14 protein-coding genes are annotated in these 19,336 nt (G+C 71.4%); 8 read left to right on the top strand and 6 right to left on the bottom strand.

The genetic code is table 11. The features are described from left to right. The first annotated feature begins 307 nt into the window (after positions 1–307). Complete coding sequence (locus tag KKZ08_RS13805) at positions 308–2,542, top strand: ATP-dependent RecD-like DNA helicase (RefSeq protein WP_223774729.1); 2,235 nt, start codon at positions 308–310, stop codon at positions 2,540–2,542. A gap of 205 nt (positions 2,543–2,747) precedes the next feature. Then, on the top strand, positions 2,748–4,046 hold the full coding sequence (locus KKZ08_RS13800) for a citrate synthase (protein WP_223774728.1): 1,299 nt from the start codon (positions 2,748–2,750) through the stop codon (positions 4,044–4,046). A gap of 407 nt (positions 4,047–4,453) precedes the next feature. Here the strand turns inward: KKZ08_RS13800 and KKZ08_RS13795 are convergent, their stop codons facing one another. From KKZ08_RS13795 to KKZ08_RS13775, 5 genes are all read right to left on the bottom strand, one after another. After that, a complete protein-coding gene (locus KKZ08_RS13795) occupies positions 4,454–6,733 on the bottom strand; it encodes a heavy metal translocating P-type ATPase (RefSeq protein WP_223774727.1) in 2,280 nt (759 codons plus the stop codon). 94 nt (positions 6,734–6,827) lie between these two features. Next, entirely contained in the window at positions 6,828–7,151 is a 324-nt protein-coding gene (locus KKZ08_RS13790) for a heavy-metal-associated domain-containing protein (protein WP_223774726.1), read from the bottom strand. Between the two features lie 134 nt (positions 7,152–7,285). Next, the gene (locus tag KKZ08_RS13785; RefSeq protein WP_127912920.1) at positions 7,286–7,483 is read right to left on the bottom strand and encodes a MerR family transcriptional regulator; all 198 of its coding nucleotides are present in this window, start codon (positions 7,481–7,483) and stop codon (positions 7,286–7,288) included. A 374-nt stretch (positions 7,484–7,857) separates the two neighbouring features. Continuing rightward, on the bottom strand, positions 7,858–8,748 hold the full coding sequence (locus tag KKZ08_RS13780; RefSeq protein WP_223779044.1) for a helix-turn-helix transcriptional regulator: 891 nt from the start codon (positions 8,746–8,748) through the stop codon (positions 7,858–7,860). A 122-nt stretch (positions 8,749–8,870) separates the two neighbouring features. Then, positions 8,871–9,770 carry a sugar phosphate isomerase/epimerase gene (locus KKZ08_RS13775; protein ID WP_223774725.1) on the bottom strand — a complete coding sequence of 300 codons (900 nt, stop codon included), beginning with the start codon at positions 9,768–9,770 and terminating at the stop codon, positions 8,871–8,873. Positions 9,771–9,950: 180 nt separating this feature from the next. On the opposite strand from KKZ08_RS13775, the gene iolC reads away from it, so the two are divergent. The 6 genes from iolC to KKZ08_RS13745 all read left to right on the top strand — a co-directional run bounded on the left by iolC (position 9,951) and on the right by KKZ08_RS13745 (position 17,878). After that, positions 9,951–10,880 (top strand): 5-dehydro-2-deoxygluconokinase, encoded by a 930-nt coding sequence (iolC, locus tag KKZ08_RS13770; protein ID WP_223779043.1) that lies wholly within the window; start codon positions 9,951–9,953, stop codon positions 10,878–10,880. Next, positions 10,877–11,815: a deoxyribose-phosphate aldolase gene (locus KKZ08_RS13765; protein ID WP_223774724.1), complete on the top strand. Its 939-nt coding sequence runs from the start codon at positions 10,877–10,879 to the stop codon at positions 11,813–11,815. The genes iolC and KKZ08_RS13765 overlap by 4 nt, the downstream gene beginning before the upstream one ends. A 28-nt stretch (positions 11,816–11,843) precedes the next feature. Beyond that, positions 11,844–12,656 (top strand): 5-deoxy-glucuronate isomerase, encoded by an 813-nt coding sequence (gene iolB, locus KKZ08_RS13760; protein ID WP_223774723.1) that lies wholly within the window; start codon positions 11,844–11,846, stop codon positions 12,654–12,656. Continuing rightward, positions 12,653–14,542, top strand: a complete 1,890-nt coding sequence (gene iolD / locus KKZ08_RS13755; RefSeq protein WP_223774722.1) for a 3D-(3,5/4)-trihydroxycyclohexane-1,2-dione acylhydrolase (decyclizing) — start codon at positions 12,653–12,655, stop codon at positions 14,540–14,542. Before iolB ends, iolD begins: the two co-directional genes overlap by 4 nt. 17 nt (positions 14,543–14,559) lie before the next feature. Continuing rightward, the gene (gene mmsA, locus KKZ08_RS13750; RefSeq protein WP_223774721.1) at positions 14,560–16,062 is read left to right on the top strand and encodes a CoA-acylating methylmalonate-semialdehyde dehydrogenase; all 1,503 of its coding nucleotides are present in this window, start codon (positions 14,560–14,562) and stop codon (positions 16,060–16,062) included. A 388-nt stretch (positions 16,063–16,450) separates the two neighbouring features. Continuing rightward, entirely contained in the window at positions 16,451–17,878 is a 1,428-nt protein-coding gene (locus tag KKZ08_RS13745; RefSeq protein ID WP_223774720.1) for an APC family permease, read from the top strand. Between the two features lie 77 nt (positions 17,879–17,955). Here the strand turns inward: KKZ08_RS13745 and KKZ08_RS13740 are convergent, their stop codons facing one another. Continuing rightward, a complete protein-coding gene (locus KKZ08_RS13740; RefSeq protein ID WP_223774719.1) occupies positions 17,956–19,188 on the bottom strand; it encodes a pyridoxal-phosphate dependent enzyme in 1,233 nt (410 codons plus the stop codon). Positions 19,189–19,336: the final 148 nt, after the last annotated feature.

The raw sequence follows: 19,336 nt of genomic DNA, 5'->3' as shown, positions 1-19,336 counted from the left end.
TCGACACTCCTGGGCCAACGCTACGTCCACCCCCGCGCGTCGGCACCCGGAAGCCGGTCACGGAAGCCGGCCACGGAAAATTCCTCGGCAACGCCGTGCAACCCTTCGGGCACGACGCGTGTCGTACTTGGCGTCAGGACTTTCCGAGGGGGAAATCCGGGGGGATTCCGGGGGGATTCCGGGGGGAATCCGGGGGGCTTCTGGCACATGGGGGAGGGATCGAGGGGGCCCGGTCGAGAGACCGGGCCCCCTCGACAGTTGTCCACAGGGTGTCCGCGCTGTCGGTGCCGGGCGGTAGCGTCGGATCATGTCGAGTCCAGCTGTAGCGACGGCGGTGGTCGAGGGCGTCCTCGAACGCATCACGTACGCCAATGAGGAGACCGGGTACACGGTCGCGCGCGTCGACACCGGCCGCGGCGCCGGCGACCTGCTCACCGTCGTCGGTTCGCTGCTCGGCGCCCAGGTCGGCGAGTCCCTGCGGATGCAGGGCCGCTGGGGCTCCCACCCGCAGTACGGCAAGCAGTTCACCGTCGAGAACTACACGACGGTGCTGCCCGCCACCATCCAGGGCATCCGCCGCTATCTCGGCTCCGGCCTCATCAAGGGCATCGGCCCCGTGATGGCCGACCGGATCACCACCCACTTCGGCGTGGACACCCTCGACATCATCGAGACCGAGCCGAAGCGGCTCGTGGAAGTTCCCGGCCTCGGCCCCAAGCGGACGAAGATGATCGCCGCCGCCTGGGAGGAGCAGAAGGCCATCAAGGAGGTCATGGTCTTCCTCCAGGGAGTGGGCGTCTCCACCTCCATCGCCGTGCGCATCTACAAGAAATACGGCGACGCGTCGATCTCCGTGGTGAAGAACGAGCCGTACCGCCTCGCCGCCGACGTATGGGGCATCGGCTTCCTCACCGCCGACCGCATCGCCCAGGCCGTCGGCATCCCGCACGACAGCCCGGAGCGCGTCAAGGCCGGTCTCCAGTACGCCCTTTCGCAATCCACCGACCAGGGCAACTGCTACCTCCCCGAGGAGCGCCTCATCGCCGACGCGGTGAAGCTGCTCCAGGTCGACACCGGCCTGGTCATCGACTGCCTCGCCGAGCTGGCCGGGGAGGAGGAGGGAGTCGTCCGCGAGACCGTCCCCGGACCGGACGGCGGCGACGACATCACCGCCGTCTACCTCGTCCCCTTCCACCGGGCCGAACTGTCCCTGGCCGGACAGATATCGCGCCTCCTGAAGACCCCCGAGGACCGCATGCCCGCCTTCCGGGACGTCGCCTGGGACAAGGCGCTCGGCTGGCTCGCGGACCGCACCGGGGCCACGCTCGCCCCCGAGCAGGAAGCGGCGGTGCGGCTCGCGCTGACCCGGAAGGTCGCCGTGCTGACCGGCGGGCCGGGGTGCGGCAAGTCCTTCACGGTCCGCTCCATCGTCGAGCTGGCCCGCGCCAAGAAGGCCAAGGTCGTCCTCGCCGCCCCCACCGGCCGCGCGGCCAAGCGCCTCGCCGAACTGACCGGAGCCGAGGCCTCCACGGTCCACCGCCTGCTGGAACTGAGGCCCGGAGGCGACGCGGCGTACGACAAGGAGCGGCCGCTCGACGCCGACCTGGTCGTGGTCGACGAGGCCTCGATGCTCGACCTGCTCCTCGCCAACAAGCTGGTGAAGGCCGTACCGCCCGGCGCCCATCTGCTCTTCGTGGGCGACGTGGACCAGCTGCCGAGCGTGGGCGCGGGGGAGGTCCTGCGGGACATGCTCAGCGAGGGCAGCCCGGTCCCCGCCGTCCGCCTCACCCGCATCTTCCGGCAGGCCCAGGAGTCGGGCGTGGTCACCAACGCCCACCGCATCAACTCCGGCCTGCCGCCCCTCACCCAGGGCATGAAGGACTTCTTCCTCTTCGTCGAGGAGGAGACGGAGGACGCGGGCCGCCTCACGGTGGACGTCGCCGCCCACCGCATCCCCCGCAAGTTCGGCCTCGACCCACGCCGTGACGTCCAGGTCCTCGCGCCCATGCACCGAGGCCCCGCGGGCGCCGGAAACCTCAACGGGCTCCTCCAGCAGGCCATCACCCCCGCCCGTCCCGGCCTGCCGGAGAAGCGGTTCGGTGGCCGGGTCTTCCGCGTCGGCGACAAGGTCACCCAGATCCGCAACAACTACGAGAAGGGCCAGAACGGCGTCTTCAACGGCACGGTGGGCGTCGTCACCGCCCTCGACCCCGACGAGCAGCGGCTCACCGTCCTGACCGACGAGGACGAGGAAGTCCCCTACGACTTCGACGAACTGGACGAGCTGGCCCACGCATACGCCGTGACGATCCACCGCTCCCAGGGCAGCGAGTACCCGGCCGTGGTAATCCCGGTCACCACGGGCGCCTGGATGATGCTGCAGCGCAACTTGCTCTACACCGCCGTGACACGCGCCAAGAAGCTGGTGGTCCTCGTCGGTTCGCGCAAAGCTCTGGGGCAGGCCGTACGCACGGTCTCCGCGGGCAGACGTTGTACGGCACTGGATTTCAGGCTCTCGGGGCGCCGCGGAGAGACCTCGTGACGTTTTGATCGATCAAACGAGTCGGAAACGTCACACAGCACTTCCGGAACCAGGGCGAAGGGGGCAGGATGAGCAGGTTGGCGGCACTGAGTGCCGCCAATAGGCCCAATGGTCGACCCCGAGTGCACTCTCCAGGGCCAAATGGGGGATGGTAGAGACAGTCAGGGCACCTCGAAGAAGAGGCACAACGTCGGTGAGGGATGACGTGAGCGAGAACGGTAACAACGCTGTAGTACTGCGGTACGGCGATGGCGAGTACACCTACCCGGTGATCGATTCGACCGTCGGCGACAAGGGCTTCGACATCGGGAAGCTCCGCGCCCAGACCGGTCTGGTGACCCTGGACAGCGGCTATGGCAACACCGCCGCCTATAAATCCGCCATCACCTATCTCGACGGTGAGCAGGGCATCCTCCGGTACCGCGGCTACCCGATCGAGCAGCTGGCCGAGCGCTCCACCTTCACCGAGGTGGCGTACCTGCTGATCAACGGCGAACTGCCGAAGGTCGACGAGCTGGCCTCGTTCAAGAACGAGATCACGCAGCACACCCTGCTGCACGAGGACGTCAAGCGGTTCTACGACGGCTTCCCGCGCGACGCCCACCCGATGGCCATGCTGTCGTCCGTGGTCAGCGCGCTGTCGACGTTCTACCAGGACAGCCACAACCCCTTCGACGAGAAGCAGCGTCACCTCTCGACGATCCGCCTGCTCGCCAAGCTTCCGACGATCGCCGCGTACGCCTACAAGAAGTCCGTGGGCCACCCGGTCGTCTACCCGCGCAACGACCTCGGCTACGTCGAGAACTTCCTGCGCATGACCTTCTCGGTGCCCGCCGCCGAGTACGACCTGGACCCGGTCGTCGTCGCCGCGCTCGACAAGCTGCTGATCCTGCACGCGGACCACGAGCAGAACTGTTCGACCTCCACCGTGCGTCTGGTCGGCTCCTCGCAGGCGAACATGTTCGCCTCGATCTCGGCCGGCATCTCGGCCCTGTGGGGCCCGCTGCACGGCGGCGCCAACCAGTCGGTCCTGGAGATGCTCGAAGGCATCCAGGCCTCCGGCGGCGACGTCGACACCTTCATCCGCAAGGTGAAGAACAAGGAAGACGGCGTGAAGCTCATGGGCTTCGGGCACCGCGTCTACAAGAACTTCGACCCCCGGGCGAAGATCATCAAGGCGGCGGCGCACGATGTCCTCTCGGCGCTCGGCAAGTCCGACGAGCTGCTCGACATCGCGCTGAAGCTGGAGGAGCACGCGCTGGCCGACGACTACTTCGTCGAGCGCAAGCTCTACCCGAACGTGGACTTCTACACCGGTCTCATCTACCGGGCCATGGGCTTCCCGACCGAGATGTTCACCGTGCTGTTCGCGCTGGGCCGCCTGCCGGGCTGGATCGCGCAGTGGCACGAGATGATCAAGGAGCCGGGTTCGCGGATCGGGCGTCCGCGGCAGATCTACACCGGCGAGGTTCTTCGGGACTTCGTCCCGGTCGAGAGCCGCTGAGCGCCTACCAAGCGGAAAGCGCCCCGCCGTCGATCCCCCACGGGTCGACGGTCGGGGCGCTTCCCTTTTTCCCGGTGCGGATTCCCCCCACGGGATCCGGCCGGGCGTCTGTGGTTGCCCTGCGGTCTGCCGGGACGCGTACTGACGGGAGGGCCGCTCAAAGCTCCCCGACGCACGTGCCCCGGCCAACGCATGCCAAGGACATCCCCCAAGATGTCCTCTGATGTCAGAAGACGTCCCCCAAGACATCTTCTGGCATCGTCCCATTAGACTCGCGACCCCCCAAGATGGTTACGTTCGGATCACTGTGATCTGCGTCTCTTGCATATGTCGCGAACATGCGCAAGAGACCCGATATGGGGATCTACGCACCTGCGTGAGGATGCTGAAACGGTCCTGTGAAGAGCTTATGAGAACGCTCGCAGACGCAGGCTGTTCGTGACCACGAAGACCGAGGAGAACGCCATCGCGGCGCCCGCGATCATCGGATTCAGGAGCCCGGCCGCCGCCAGCGGCAGCGCGGCCAGGTTGTAGCCGAAGGCCCAGCAGAGATTGCCCTTGATGGTGGCGAGAGTTCTGCGGGAGAGCCTGATGGCATCGGCCGCGACCCGCAAGTCCCCGCGCACCAGCGTCAGGTCGCTCGCCTCGATCGCCACGTCGGTGCCGGTGCCCATCGCCAGGCCCAGATCGGCCGTGGCCAGCGCCGCCGCGTCGTTCACCCCGTCCCCGACCATCGCCACGACCCGGCCCTCGTCGCGCAGCCTCGTCACGACGTCGACCTTCTCCTCGGGCAGGACCTCCGCGTACACGGCGTCGGGCGCGATCCCCACCGCCCGCGCCACGGCGTCGGCGACGGTCCTGTTGTCGCCGGTGAGCAGCACCGGCGTCAGGCCGAGCGCCCGCAGCTCGCGCACCGCCTGAGGGCTCGTCTCCTTCAGGGCGTCGGCGACCGTGAGCACGCCGCGCGCGACGCCGTCCCAGGCGACCAGCACGGACGTGTGCCCGGCGGCCTCCGCCTCCTCGCGCAGCGCGCTCAGCGCGTCCAGGCCGGTGACACCGGCCTGGACCAGGAGCCGCTCGCGCCCCGCCAGCACCTCGTGCCCGTCCACCGTGCCGCGCACGCCGTACCCGGCGACGTTCTCGAACCCCTGGGGCGTCGGCAACTGGCCGACGGCGGTGCCGAGGCGCTCGGCGGCGCCAGCCGCCACGGCCCGGGCGACGGGGTGCTCGGAGGCGTGCTCCAGGGCGCCCGCGAGGCGCAGCAGCTCCTTCTCGTCCGTCTCCCCGGCGGCGTACGCGTCCTTCAGCTCCATGCGGCCCGTGGTCACCGTCCCCGTCTTGTCCAGGACGACGGTGTCGACGCGGCGCGTGGACTCCAGCACCTCGGGGCCCTTGATGAGGATGCCGAGCTGGGCGCCGCGCCCGGTGCCGACCATGAGGGCCGTCGGGGTGGCGAGGCCCAGCGCGCACGGGCAGGCGATGATCAGTACGGCGACGGCGGCCGTGAACGCGGCCGTCACGTCACCCGTGGCGCCCAGCCAGCCGGCGAGCGTGCCGACCGCGATGAGCAGGACCACCGGCACGAAGACCCCGGCGACGCGGTCGGCGAGGCGCTGCGCCTGGGCCTTGCCGGTCTGTGCGTCCGCCACGAGCCGTGCCATGCGCGCCAGTTGGGTGTCGGCGCCCACCCGCGTGGCCCGCACCACCAGGCGCCCCGAGGCGTTCACGGTCGCCCCCGTGACGGCGTCGCCGACGCCGACGTCGACCGGCACGGACTCACCGGTCAGCGTCGAGGCGTCGACCGCGGACGCGCCCTCGACGACGGTGCCGTCGGTCGCGACGGTCTCTCCGGGGCGTACGACGAAACGGTCGCCGACGGCCAGCCGCCCGACCGGGATCCGCTCCTCCGCGCCGTCGCGCAGCACGGTGACGTCCTTGGCGCCCAGTTCGAGCAGGGCCCGCAGGGCGGAGCCGGCCCGCCGCTTGGCGCGGGCCTCCAGCCAGCGGCCGAGCAGGATGAACGTGACGACGCCGGAGGCGACTTCGAGATAGATGGCCGAGGCGCCGTCCCCCGGCGAGGCCGTGAAGCCGAAGCCATGGCGCATCCCGGGCATCCCGGCGTCCCCGAGGAAGAGCGCCCACAGCGACCAGCCGAAGGCGGCGAGCGTGCCGACCGAGACGAGCGTGTCCATGGTCGCCGCGCCGTGCCGGAGGTTGGTGAACGCCGCCCGGTGGAAGGGTAGGCCGCCCCAGACGACGACGGGCGCGGCGAGGGTCAGCGAGAGCCACTGCCAGTTGTCGAACTGGAGGGCGGGGACCATCGCGAGCAGCACCACGGGCAGGGAGAGGACCGCGGAGACGGTCAGGCGCTGCCGCAGCGTGTCGGGCTCGGTGATGTCGGCGGTGGTCGGGGGCGCGGAGCCGTCGGCCGCCGCGGCCCCCGGGGTCCGCTCCGGTTCCGGCGGGGGCGGGAGGATCTCCTCGGCCGTGTAGCCCAGCTTCTCGACCAGGGCGATCAGCTGGGCGACCTCGACTCCGTCGGCGTACGAGACCTTGGCCTTCTCGGTGGCGAGGTTGACCGAGGCGGTCACGCCCTCCACGCGGTTCAGCTTCTTCTCGATGCGGGACGAGCAGGAGGCGCAGGTCATCCCGCCGACGGCGAGTTCGACTTCGGAGACTTCGGTCATGCCTCCTTGGTACTACTTCCCGGCGGGACGTGGTGGCGGGCCCTGTGGTGTCGGTGCCGAGACCACAGGGCCCGAAACCACGGGGCCCGGGGCCTCAGGCCTTGACGCCGACGAGCTCGTAACCCGCCTCGTCGACCGCGGCGCGCACCGCGGCCTCGTCGAGGGCGGCCTCGGAGACGACGGTCACCAGGCCGGAGGCGGCCACGGCCTGAACGGAGCTGACTCCCGCGATCTCGGAGATCTCGGCGGAGACGGCGCCCTCGCAGTGGCCGCAGGTCATGCCCTTCACCTCGTACACCGTGGTGACGGCACCCTGCGGCGCCTCGGCCGCGCCGCCGGAGTGGCAGGAACCGCTGGGGGAGCAGCAGGAGCCGGTCGTCTCGGACGCGGCCTGCGGGAGCTCGGTCTGGGCGCTCATGTCGTTCTCCTCGGGAGGCTTGTGACGTATGCGACGTTACGTGCAGGAGGGGACCCCGGAGTCCCGGGACCCCCTGACACACACCACACTATACCCCTAGGGGGTATTTCTCCAACGCGGTTCCGGTCGCGGCCTCAGTCTCTGCGTCCCCGGTTGCCCGGGCGGGACGCGACCCACGCGCGGACGGTGTCGGCGTACCAGTAGGGCTTGCCGCCCTCCACGTGGTCGGGATCCGGCAGCAGTCCGTGCTTGCGATAGGAGCGCACGGTGTCGGGCTGCACCCGGATGTGCGCGGCGATCTCTTTGTACGACCAGAGCCTGCGGTCCGTCATAGGTGGCACCTCCCTGCGCGCGCCCAGGGCGGCCGGAGGGCCGACGGGAGAACTGGACGCGACGCGCGGCGATCACTCAGCCTGTGCCCCGTGAACGACGCAGAGTGACCGCTGGAAGGCGGCTGTCGACTGCCTGTGACGCAAGATCCGCGCACATGTGACATGTGTGACAAGAAAAGAGTGTTTATGACGGAAGAGACGCATGCGCATGGCGGTGATCCGGCGTGGACACGGGGTGCGGCGCGCAAGCCGAGGTGGGCCGGGCCCGCTGCGCCGGGTCCGGCCCACCCGCTTCCCCGCGGTCCTCCGGCTTCCGGCTCGGAGGGGGTCGCGGGATCCCCCGCGGCAGTTGGCCCAAGGGCCACAGCGTGCCGTCAGCGCCGCCCTCCGGTCTTGGAGAAAAGCGCACTCGGCGCCGCGGGCCCGGCCCCGGCCGGGAGCACCAGACTCGTGGGCTGCCCGTCGAGCCGGTCCGCCGCGGGTGCGGACGCCGCGTGCCGCGCCCGCGTGAACTGGCGCGGCGTACACCCCGTCAGCGCCTTGAACTCGCCGCTCAGATGGGCCTGGTCGTAATAGCCGCAGGCCGCCGCCGTCTCGGCCTGGCCGTGGCCGGCCGCGAGCATCCCGCGGGCCCGCTGAAGCCGCAGGACCCGCGCCGCGGCCTTGGGCCCGATCCCGATCTGCTCCCGGAAGCGGTTCTCCAACTGGCGTACGCTCCAGCCGACTGCCTCGGCGAGGCGGCCGACCGGGGCGGTGCCCCCGGAGCGTACGAGCTCGCCCCAGGCCCGCACGGTGCGCGCCGAGGGCGGCGGGCCCGTCGCGGACCAGCGGGCGAACACCTCGTCCAGCAGATGGAAGCGAGCGGACCAGGAGGGCAGCGCGCCCAGCGCGTCCGCGAGCTCGGCCACGCTCGCCCAGCGGCCCGGATCCGGCCGGACGCCGAACGCGTCGGGGTCGAGCGTGCGGTCGGCGAGTTCGTGCAGCGCGGTGCCGAAGAGCGTGAACGCGGCCCATGGCATCAGGAGCACCTCGATGCCCGCGAGATGGCCGTCGTGCTCGCCGAGCACCGGTGTCGTGCCGAGCCCGGAGAGGACCGAGACGAGTGAGACCGGCGGCCGGCCCGGCCCGGCGCGCCCCGGCCGTTCGAGGCCCGAGATCCGCACCGGCCGGCCGAAGCCGAGCAGCAGGGTCACCGCGCCGATCGGCACCTCCAGGCGCCGCCGCGGCCCGGCCAGCGCGAGCCGTGTGCCGCGGTAGCTGATCACGCCGGGCCGCAGCCGGGGGTGCGGGTGCGCGAGGGCGATCTCCCAGCGCCCGTCGGGGGCCCGCAGGACGTCCGGGGCCCGCAGGGCTTCGGGGGTGCTCAGGGCGCCGGTACCGGGGGTCCTCAGGCTCCGCACGACCGCAGGAAGGCGCGGGTGCGGCGGGCGATCGGCAGCGGCTTGTCCGGCGGGCACGGGTACATGTCCTGCTCGACGATCGCGAAGAGGTCGACGTCCAGGCGCTGCGCCGCGGCGAGGACGGGCCCGAGGTCCGGCACCCCGGCGGGCGGCTCGCACATCACGCCGCGGGCCACGGCGGGCCCGAACGGCACCTCGTCCGCGCGCACGGCGGCGAGGATCTCCGGGTCGACCTGCTTGAGGTGCAGATAGCCGATGCGTTCGCCGTACGTCTCGATGAGCTTGACGCTGTCGCCGCCGCAGTAGGCGTAGTGCCCGGTGTCCAGGCAGAGCGAGACGAGGCCGGAGTCGGTGGCGTCGAGGAAGCGGGTGACGTTCTCCTCGGTGTCGATGTGGGTGTCCGCGTGCGGGTGGACGACGACCTTCAGGCCGTACCGCTCGCGGACCTCATGGGCCAGGCGTTCGGTCTGGGTGGTCAGTTCGCGCCATTGCGCCGGGGTCAGGGTGCGGTCCTCCAGGACGACGCCCGTCTTGTCGTCGCGCCAGAAGGACGGGATGACGACGAGATGTCCGGCGCCCATGGCCTGGGTCAGGGCGGCGATCTCGGCGACGTGCGCCCAGGTCTTCTCCCAGACGGAGGGTCCGTGGTGCAGGCCGGTGAAGACCGTGCCCGCGGAGACCTTGAGGCCGCGGCGGGCCGTCTCACCGGCCAGTTCCGCCGGGTCGGTGGGCAGATAGCCGTACGGGCCGAGCTCGATCCACTCGTAGCCGGACGCGGCGACCTCGTCGAGGAAGCGGCGCCAGGGGACCTGCCGGGGGTCCTCGGGAAACCACACGCCCCAGGAGTCGGGCGCCGAACCGATCCGGATGCGAGACAGCGTCGTCATGTCGGCAAGCCTCCAGGCCGCCTCGGAAGAGTGTCAAGGAGTGGTCCGAATGTAAGGACAAAATGTTGACAGGGCTCGTGGCGCGGGATTAGACCTGGGGCAGGCGCCGCCGAGAGGGAGTGCAGGGTGACGGACCCGACAGATCCGACAGACCCGAAAGACCCGTACGACGTGATCACCATGGGGCGGATCGGGGTCGACCTCTATCCGCTGCAGAGCGGGGTGCCCCTCGCCGACGTCACCACGTTCGGGAAGTTCCTCGGCGGCTCGGCCAGCAACGTCGCGGTCGCCGCGGCCCGCCTGGGCCGCCGGACCGCCGTCGTCACGCGCACCGGCGAGGACCCCTTCGGCGCCTATCTGCACCGGGCGCTGCGGGAGTTCGGGGTCGACGACCGCTGGGTGAGCGGCGTCGCGGGGCTGCCGACACCCGTGACGTTCTGCGAGATCTTCCCGCCGGACGACTTCCCGCTGTACTTCTACCGGCTGCCCAAGGCACCCGACCTGGAGATGTACGAGGACGAGCTCGACCTGGACGCCATCCGGGCGGCGCGGATCTTCTGGATGACGGGGACGGGGCTCTGCGCGGAGCCGAGCCGGTCGGCGACGCTGGCGGCGCTGGCCGCGCGGTCGGCCGGCGGCCGCACGGTGTTCGATCTCGACTGGCGGCCCATGTTCTGGGGTGATCCCACCGAGGCGCGGCCCCACTACGCCGCCGCCCTCGCGCACGCCACGGTCGCCGTCGGCAACGTCGACGAGGTGGAGATCGCCACGGGGGAGCGTGAACCGCGGGCGGCGGCAGGGGCGTTGCTCGACGCCGGGGTCGAACTCGCCGTCGTCAAGCAGGGACCCGAGGGCGTCCTCGCGATGAACCGCGCCGGGGAGTCGGCCGAGGTCCCGCCGCTGCCGGTGACGGTACTCAACGGGCTCGGGGCGGGGGACGCGTTCGGCGGGGCGCTGTGTCATGGGCTGCTCGCGGGGTGGGAGCTGGAGCGGATCATGCGGTACGCCAACGCTGCGGGGGCGATCGTGGCTTCGCGGCTGGAGTGTTCGTCCGCGATGCCGTTTTCCGGCGAGGTCGCCTCGGCGGTGGAAGCGGGGGCTGTGCTGTGAGCGCCGGTCGTGGGCACCGCGGGCTGGATCCTGGCGGCCGGAGGCAAGTCGTCGATGTCGCCGCCCTCAGCCGCACCCGTGCCCACCACCCCGAAGCCGTCGCCGAAGCCGCCGCGCGGCGGGGGCGGCGGCCCCTTCTCGGGGAGCGGGGGCGGTTGCTGATCATCGCCGCCGATCACCCCGCCCGGGGGGCCCTCGGCGTCGGCGGGGATCCGTTCGCCATGGCCCACCGCGGGGACCTCCTCGAACGGCTCTGCCTCGCGCTCTCGCGTCCCGGGGTCGACGGCGTGCTCGCCACCGCCGACATCCTCGACGACCTGCTGCTCCTCGGCGCCCTCGACGGCAAGATCGCCATGGGGTCGATGAACCGCGGCGGCCTCGCCGGGGCCTCCTTCGAGCTGGACGACCGGTTCACCGGATACCGCCCCGAGGACCTCGCGCGGCTCGGCTTCGACGCGGGCAAACTGCTGCTGCGCGTCGACTACGACGACCCCGGCTCCCTGACCACCCTGCACTCGGCCGCGCGCGCCGTCGACGCCATGGCGGAGCGGCGGATACCGGTCTTCGTCGAGCCGTTCCTGACCCGCCGCGGGGGACCGGACGGCACCGGACCGCCCCGCAACGACCTGAGCGCCGAGGCCGTCACCACGTCCATCGCCATCGCCTCGGGGCTCGGCGGGAGCTCCGCGTACACCTGGCTGAAGGTCCCCGTCACCGAGAACCCCGACGACATGGCCCGGGTCATGGAGGCGTCCACCCTGCCGGCCGTGCTGCTCGGTGGGGACATCGGGGACGATCAGGATGCCGCGTACGAGAAGTGGCGCGGCGCCCTGCGCCTGCCCACCGTGCGGGGCCTCGTCGTCGGCAGGGCGCTGCTCCATCCGCCCGACGGGGACGTGGCGGGGGCGGTCGACACCGCCGTCGGGCTGCTCTAGCGGAGCACAGGGGCTCAAGGAGGCTCATATGACGTACGTACCGAAAGGCAGTGCGGCGAAAGGTCCGTACGCCGTCGACATCGATCCGAAACGGGCGGGCTGGACGTACTCCGCGCTGCGCGTCATCGAGATCGGACCCGGCGGCACCCACGCCTTCACCACCGGTGAGAGTGAATGGATCGTGCTCCCGCTGACCGGCGGCTGTACGGTGCACACAGAAGACGGGATCATCGAACTCCTGGGCCGGGACAGCGTGTTCAGCGGAGTCACCGATTTCGCTTACGTGCCCCGAGACGCCCGGATCCAGATCGCCTCCGGCGCGGGAGGCCGCTTCGCCCTGGCAGGAGCGAAGTGCGAGCGTCGACTCCCCGCCCGCTACGGCTCCGCGCCGGAGGTTCCCGTCGAAAGCCGCGGCAGCGGCACGTGCGCCCGAGAGGTCCGCAATTTCGCCGCCGCGGACGCCTTCGACTGCGACCGCCTCATCGCCGTCGAGGTGATCACGCCCGGCGGCAACTGGTCCTCGTATCCGCCGCACAAGCACGACGAGCACCGCCCGGGCGCCGAGGCCGAGCTGGAGGAGATCTACTACTTCGAGATCGAGGCGCCGGATGGGCGGGAAGGCTTCGGGTATCAGCGGGTCTTCCCCTCCCGTGAGGGTGGTACGGACGTCCTCGCCGAGGTCCGCACCGGTGACGCCGTGGTCGTGCCCGACGGCTGGCACGGCCCCTCCGTCGCCCAGCCCGGCCATGCCATGTACTACCTGAACGTGATGGCGGGGCCCGGCGAGGAGAGGGAGTGGCGGATCTGCTTCCACCCCGACCACACGGAGGGATACCGATGACGGAGACCCCGTACAGGAGTGTCCGGCTCACCACCGCGCAGGCGCTCGTGCGTTTCCTGTCCCGGCAGTTCACCGAGCGGGACGGCGTGCGGCGGCGGCTGATCGGCGCGACGTGGGGAATCTTCGGCCACGGCAATGTCGCGGGCGTCGGGCAGGCCCTCGTCGAGTACGCCGATGAGATGCCCTTCCACCAAGGGCGCAACGAACAGGCCATGGTGCACGCCGCCGTCGGGTACGCCCGCCAGTGCGGCCGCCTCTCCACCCACGCCGTCACCACGTCCATCGGGCCCGGCGCCACCAACCTCGTCACCGGCGCCGCGCTCGCCACGGTCAACCGGCTGCCGGTCCTCCTCCTGCCCGGCGACACCTTCGCCACCCGGCCCGCCGACCCCGTGCTCCAGCAGCTCGAAGTGCCGTACGCGGGCGACGTGTCGGTCAACGACTGCCTGCGGCCCGTCTCGGCGTACTTCGACCGCGTCACCCGCCCCGAGGCCCTGATCCCGGCCGCCCTCGCCGCGATGCGCGTCCTCACCGACCCGGCCGCCACCGGCGCCGTCACCCTCGCCCTGCCGCAGGACGTGCAGGCGGAAGGCCACGACTGGCCCGAGGAGTTCTTCGCCGAGCGGGTGTGGACGGTGCGCAGGGCGGCCCCCGACCCGCGCGAACTGGCCGCCGCCGCGGACGCGGTGCGCGCGGCGCGGCGGCCCCTGGTCATCGCGGGCGGCGGCGTCCACCACAGCGCCGCCGAGGACGCCCTCAAGGAGTTCGCCGACGCCACCGGCATCCCCGTCGCCGCCACCCAGGCGGGCAAGGGCTCCCTGCGCTTCGACCACCCGGCGGACGTCGGCGGCATCGGCCACACCGGCACGGCGACCGCGAACGAACTGGCGCGCGCCGCCGACCTGGTGATCGGTGTCGGCACCCGCTACAGCGACTTCACCACGGCCTCCGGCACGCTCTTCGAACGGCCGGGGGTGCGCTTCCTCAACCTCAACGTCACGCCCTTCGACGGCCACAAGATGGCGGGCGCCACGCTGATCGCGGACGCCCGCGCCGGGCTCGAAGCGCTCACGGGGGCGCTGGGCGGCCACCGGGTCGAGCCCGCCTACACCGCCGAGTACACGGGCGACAAGGCGCGCTGGGAGCAGCGCGTCGACGCCGCGTACCAGGTGGACGAGGTGGACGTGCGCCCCACACAGGCCCAGGTCCTCGGCGCGCTCGACGCGCTGGTGACGGACGAGGACGTCGTCATCAACGCCGCCGGGTCCCTCCCGGGCGACCTGCACAAGCTGTGGCGGACGCGGTCGGCGCGGCAGTACCACGTCGAGTACGGCTACTCCTGCATGGGCTACGAGATCCCGGCGTCGATCGGCGTCGCGCTCGCCGCGCCCGGTCGGCCCGTGTGGGCGCTGGTCGGCGACGGCACGTACCTGATGAACCCGACGGAGATCGTCACGGCCGTCCAGGAGAACCTGCCGATCAAGGTCGTCATCCTCCAGAACCACGGCTACGCCTCCATCGGCGGCCTCTCCGAGTCCGTCGGCGCCGAGCGGTTCGGCACCGCCTACCGCTTCCGGGCGCCGGACGGGACGTACACCGAGGGCCCGCTGCCCGTCGATCTCGCCGCCAACGCGGCCTCGCTCGGGATGCGGGTGCTGCGCGCCAAGACCGTGCGTGACCTGCGGGAGGCCTTGCGGGAGGCGCGGGGCGCAGACCGTCCCACATGTGTCTATGTGGAGACGGAAACGGCAGACACAGTGTCGGGGCCGCCCCCGGCACAGGCGTGGTGGGATGTGCCCGTGGCCGAGACGGCGACCCGGGTGTCCGCGGTCAAGGCCAGGGAAGAGTACGACCGGCACGTCGCTGCCCGACGCCGCCACCTGTGAGAGTAGGGATGCTTGTCATGACGAAGACCGTCAACCACTGGATCGGTGGCAAGACCGTCGAGGGCGCGTCCGGCACCTTCGGCCCGGTCACCGACCCGGCGACCGGCGCCGTCACCACGCAGGTCGCCTTCGCGAACGTCGACGAGGTGGACGCGGCAGTCGCCGCCGCCCGCGACGCCTTCGCGACCTGGGGCACCTCCTCCCTCGCCAAGCGGACCGCGATCCTCTTCAAGTTCCGCGCGCTGCTCGACGCCAACCGCGACGCGATCGCCGAGCACATCGTCGCCGAGCACGGCAAGGTGCACTCCGACGCGCTCGGCGAGGTCGCCCGCGGCCTGGAGATCGTCGATCTGGCCTGCGGCATCACCGTGCAGCTGAAGGGCGAGCTGTCGACGGAGGTGGCGAGCCGCGTGGACGTGTCGTCCATCCGCCAGCCGCTGGGCGTCGTCGCCGGCATCACGCCGTTCAACTTCCCGGCCATGGTGCCGATGTGGATGTTCCCGCTGGCCATCGCCTGCGGCAACACCTTCGTCCTGAAGCCGTCGGAGAAGGACCCGTCCGCGTCGATGAAGATCGCGGAGCTGCTGAGCGAGGCAGGGCTGCCGGACGGCGTCTTCAACGTCGTACACGGCGACAAGGTGGCCGTGGACCGCCTCCTGGAGCACCCGGACGTCGCGGCCGTCTCCTTCGTGGGCTCGACCCCGATCGCCCGCCACATCCACGCCACCGCCTCCGCCAACGGCAAGCGCGTCCAGGCGCTCGGCGGCGCCAAGAACCACATGCTGGTCCTCCCGGACGCCGACCTGGACGCGGCCGCCGACGCCGCCGTCTCCGCCGCGTACGGCTCCGCGGGCGAGCGCTGCATGGCCATCTCCGCCGTCGTCGCGGTCGGTGCCATCGCCGACGAGCTGGTGGCGAAGATCAAGGAGCGCGCCGAGAAGATCAAGATCGGCCCCGGCAGCGACCCGGCGTCCGAGATGGGTCCGCTCATCACCGCCGCCCACCGCGACAAGGTCGCCTCCTACGTCACGGGCGCCGCGGCCGAGGGCTGCGAGGTCGTCCTCGACGGCACCGGCTACACCGTCGAGGGCCACGAGAACGGCCACTGGATCGGCCTCTCGCTGCTCGACCGCGTGCCGACGACCGCCAAGGCCTACCAGGACGAGATCTTCGGCCCGGTCCTGTGCGTGCTGCGCGTCGACACGTACGAGGAGGGCGTCGCCCTCATGAACGCCTCGCCGTTCGGCAACGGCACCGCGATCTTCACCCGGGACGGCGGCGCGGCCCGCCGCTTCCAGCTGGAGATCGAGGCGGGCATGGTCGGCGTGAACGTGCCGATCCCGGTGCCGGTGGGCTACCACTCCTTCGGCGGCTGGAAGGACTCGCTCTTCGGCGACCACCACATCTACGGCAACGACGGCACGCACTTCTACACGCGCGGCAAGGTCGTCACCACGCGCTGGCCCGACCCGTCGGACGCGCCGGCCGGGGTCGACCTGGGCTTCCCGCGCAACCACTGAGTCACGATTCGTCACAGCACGTAGAGCAGGGCCGTCCGGATTCCGGACGGCCCTGATTCTTTTTTGACGCCTCCCTTGCGGTTCCCGTGCACGGGGCGCAATCCGGGCAGTGAAAGCGGTCGCGTTCATACGCCTGCAATATGAAGGTCATCTCCGGTGTCGGCATGTTCATTGAGACCTGAATGGGCAAACTCTTGCGAAAGCGAGGCGACTTGGAGTGCGAGGGCGCTGCGGATTCCGTAGGTAAATGACCGTTGACGTTCCGGTTATCGCCGGGGTTCCATGACGCGCCGGGAGCCGAAGAAACACCCAGCTCAGCAGCGCTCGGAGGCGATAGGGCTCCCCCCCCCGCATCTCCTGCCGCACGAGTCGATCGGAATCGCGCTTCATGACCGACACGCTCCGCCCGCTCCAGACACCGGACGCCGCACCCCCGGCGGCCACGGCTGATCCGGTCGCCCCCGCGAGCCCCCAGAAGCTCAAGCGTTCCATCGGCGTCGTCGGCGGCACCCTGCTCACGCTGTCGTGCGTGACGCCCGCCTCCACGCTCTTCGTGGTCGTCCCCGACCTCTTCTCCTCGCTCGGCACCGCCACCGCGCTCACCATCGCGATCGGCTCGCTGCTCTGTGTGGGCGTCGCGTTCTGCTACTCCGAGCTGGGCACCCTCATTCCCAGCGCGGGCGGCGAGTACGCCATGGTCTCCACGATGGCGGGGCGGCTGGCCGGCTGGCTGGTCTTCGTCCTGTCGCTGCTCGTCGTGATGATCGTGCCGCCCGTCATCGCCATGGGCACGGCGGACTATCTGGCGCCGGTCGTCCACATCGACCCGTCCTACGCGGGCGCGGGCGTCATGATCTGCGCGACCCTCGCGGGCCTGCTCGACCTGCGCGCCAACGCGTGGATCACCGGCATCTTCCTGGTCCTCGAAGTCGTCGCGGCGGGCGTCGTGGCCGTCCTCGGCTTCGCCCACGCCGAGCGGGGCGCGGGCAGCCTGGTGGACCTCTCGGTCGCCGGCTCCGGCCCCGGCGGCGTCGACCCCGTCACGGCCATGCTGATCGTCTCCGGCCTCGCGATCGCGCTCTTCGTCACGCAGGGCTTCTCCACGGCGGTCTACCTCTCCGAGGAGCTGGAGAACCCGCGCCGCAACGTCGCCCGCACCGTCCTCGCCACCCTCGGCATCTCCGCCGTGATCATCCTGGTGCCGGTCATCGCGATCACCATGGGCGCGGAGAGCCTGACCGCGCTGACCGAGGGCGACATCAGCGCCATGGTGACGGCCTGGTCCAACTCCGCCGTCGGTACGTTCGTCAGCCTCTGCGTGGCCCTCGCGATCATCAACGCGGGCATCGTCATGGTCATCCAGAACTCCCGCGTCCTGTTCGCCTCGGCGCGCGACAAGGCGTGGCCCACGCCGGTCAACAAGGCGCTCTCGAAGCTCGGCGCGTCCGGCGCCCCCTGGATCGCCACGCTCCTGGTCGGCGTGCCCGGCGCGCTCCTGTGCTTCGTCAACCTCGACACGCTGTACGGCGTGACCGGCGTCTCCGTGACCGGCATGTACCTCCTGGTGGCGGTCGCCGCGCTGCTGGCCCGGCGGGGCTCCCACGGCCACGCGGCCGCCTGGCGGATGCCGCTGTGGCCCGCCGTGCCGGTGGTGCTGATCGCCGTCCTCGCGTACGTGCTGAGCCAGCAGGAGGCGGAGTACCTGGTGTGGACCGGCGGCATCGTGGTCGTGGCCACGCTGTACTGGGCGCTGTACCTGCGCCCCCGGCGGGACACGCGGTGGCTGGTGAGCGTGCCGGAGGACGGGCAGGGCTGAGCCCGCCCCTGCCGGACGGGCTCAATCTTGAGCCCGTCCGGCGGTTGAGGACGAGCCCGAAGGGCGATCGACAGACCTCAGACCCGCCCCACCCGCCGCTCCACCTCCGCCCAGTCCTCCGGATCCACCTCGGCGGCGACCGCCGAGTCCAGCAGGTCACGGTCCTTGAAGCCGCTCGACGTCGACACGCACACCACGGGCCCCTCGACCACCGCCGCCTGACCGAGCTGCCGGTACCCGGCGAGCCCCGCCGCGGCCGACAGCTCCGCCCACAGGCCCGCCCGCGCCAGCTCCGCCCGCGCCGCCGCCATCCGCTGGTCGGAGACGAGCAGCGCCCGGCCCCCGCTCTCCCGCAGAGCGACCACGCCCCGGTAACCGCCGACCGCGCAGTCGATGGCGTACGCCGCCGTCTCGCCGACTGGGACCCGCGTCGCAGGAACCCCGTCCCGCACCGCCGCCGCCAGCGGCCCCCCGGCCTCGGGCTCGCAGCTGTAGAGGCGGGGCACCCGGTCCGCGAGGCCCAGGGCGACCAGTTCCGCGAAGCCCTTCCAGACGCCGAAGAGCAGCTCTCCGTACCCGGTGGGCAGGAACACCGCGGCGGGGACGCCGAGTTCGGTGTAGATCTCGTAGGCGAGGGTCTTGTAGCCCTCGGGCCCGAACGCGTGCCCGGTGTGCGTGGGCGTCACATTGCTGACGGGGTGGTAGCCGAACCGCTCCACGATCCGCCGCAGCAGCGGCCACCGCGCGTCCTCCGGCACCGGCAGCACCACCGCGCCGTACGCCCGCAGGAACGCGTCCACCGCGGGCGGCCGCCCCGCCGAGCCGATCACCACGCACCGCAGGCCCGCCCGCGCCGCGTACGCCGCGGCGGAGGCGCCGTGGTTGCCCGACGAGGCGACGACGATGCCCTGCGCGCCCGCGCCGACCGCCGCGCTCACCGTGACGCGGTTGATGCGGTCCTTGTGGCTCCAGGTCGGATTGCGCGATTCGTCCTTGATCCACAGCCCGTCCCCGAGCGGGACGAGCGGCGTGCCGCCCTCGCCGAGGCCCGGCGCGCGCAGCGGCGGCAGGAGCGGGGCCCAGCGTTCGTGCCCGCGCGGCAGGCCGGACGCGGTGGTGAAGAGACCGGCGGGCACCTCGTCGTACGCGTAGTCGACCTCGACCGGGTACGACACGCTGTCCGTACTGGTCACCGGACACCCGCTGGTGAGCGGCGGCCACAGCGGGAAGCGGACGGACGGGTCACCGAGCGAGCGCTGACCGATGGCGAGGGAGGCCTGAGAGGCGCTGGGCGAGACCTGTGATGTCATAGGTGCAGCCTAAGTTCACCCCTGACGCGGCGCGTCCCGCTCAGCGGAGTTCCACCCGATCCGGATCTGACCGCGTACCACGCTCGCGGTACACGCGGCGAGGCGCCTACTCCCCGGGGAGACGCGAGAGTTCAGACCGGCGGCTGCT

The organism is Streptomyces sp. 135 (genome assembly GCF_020026305.1).
Classification (GTDB): Bacteria; Actinomycetota; Actinomycetes; order Streptomycetales; family Streptomycetaceae; genus Streptomyces.
Note: the sequence above shows the minus strand (reverse complement) of the source record. Positions and strands in the feature narration are given on the sequence as shown.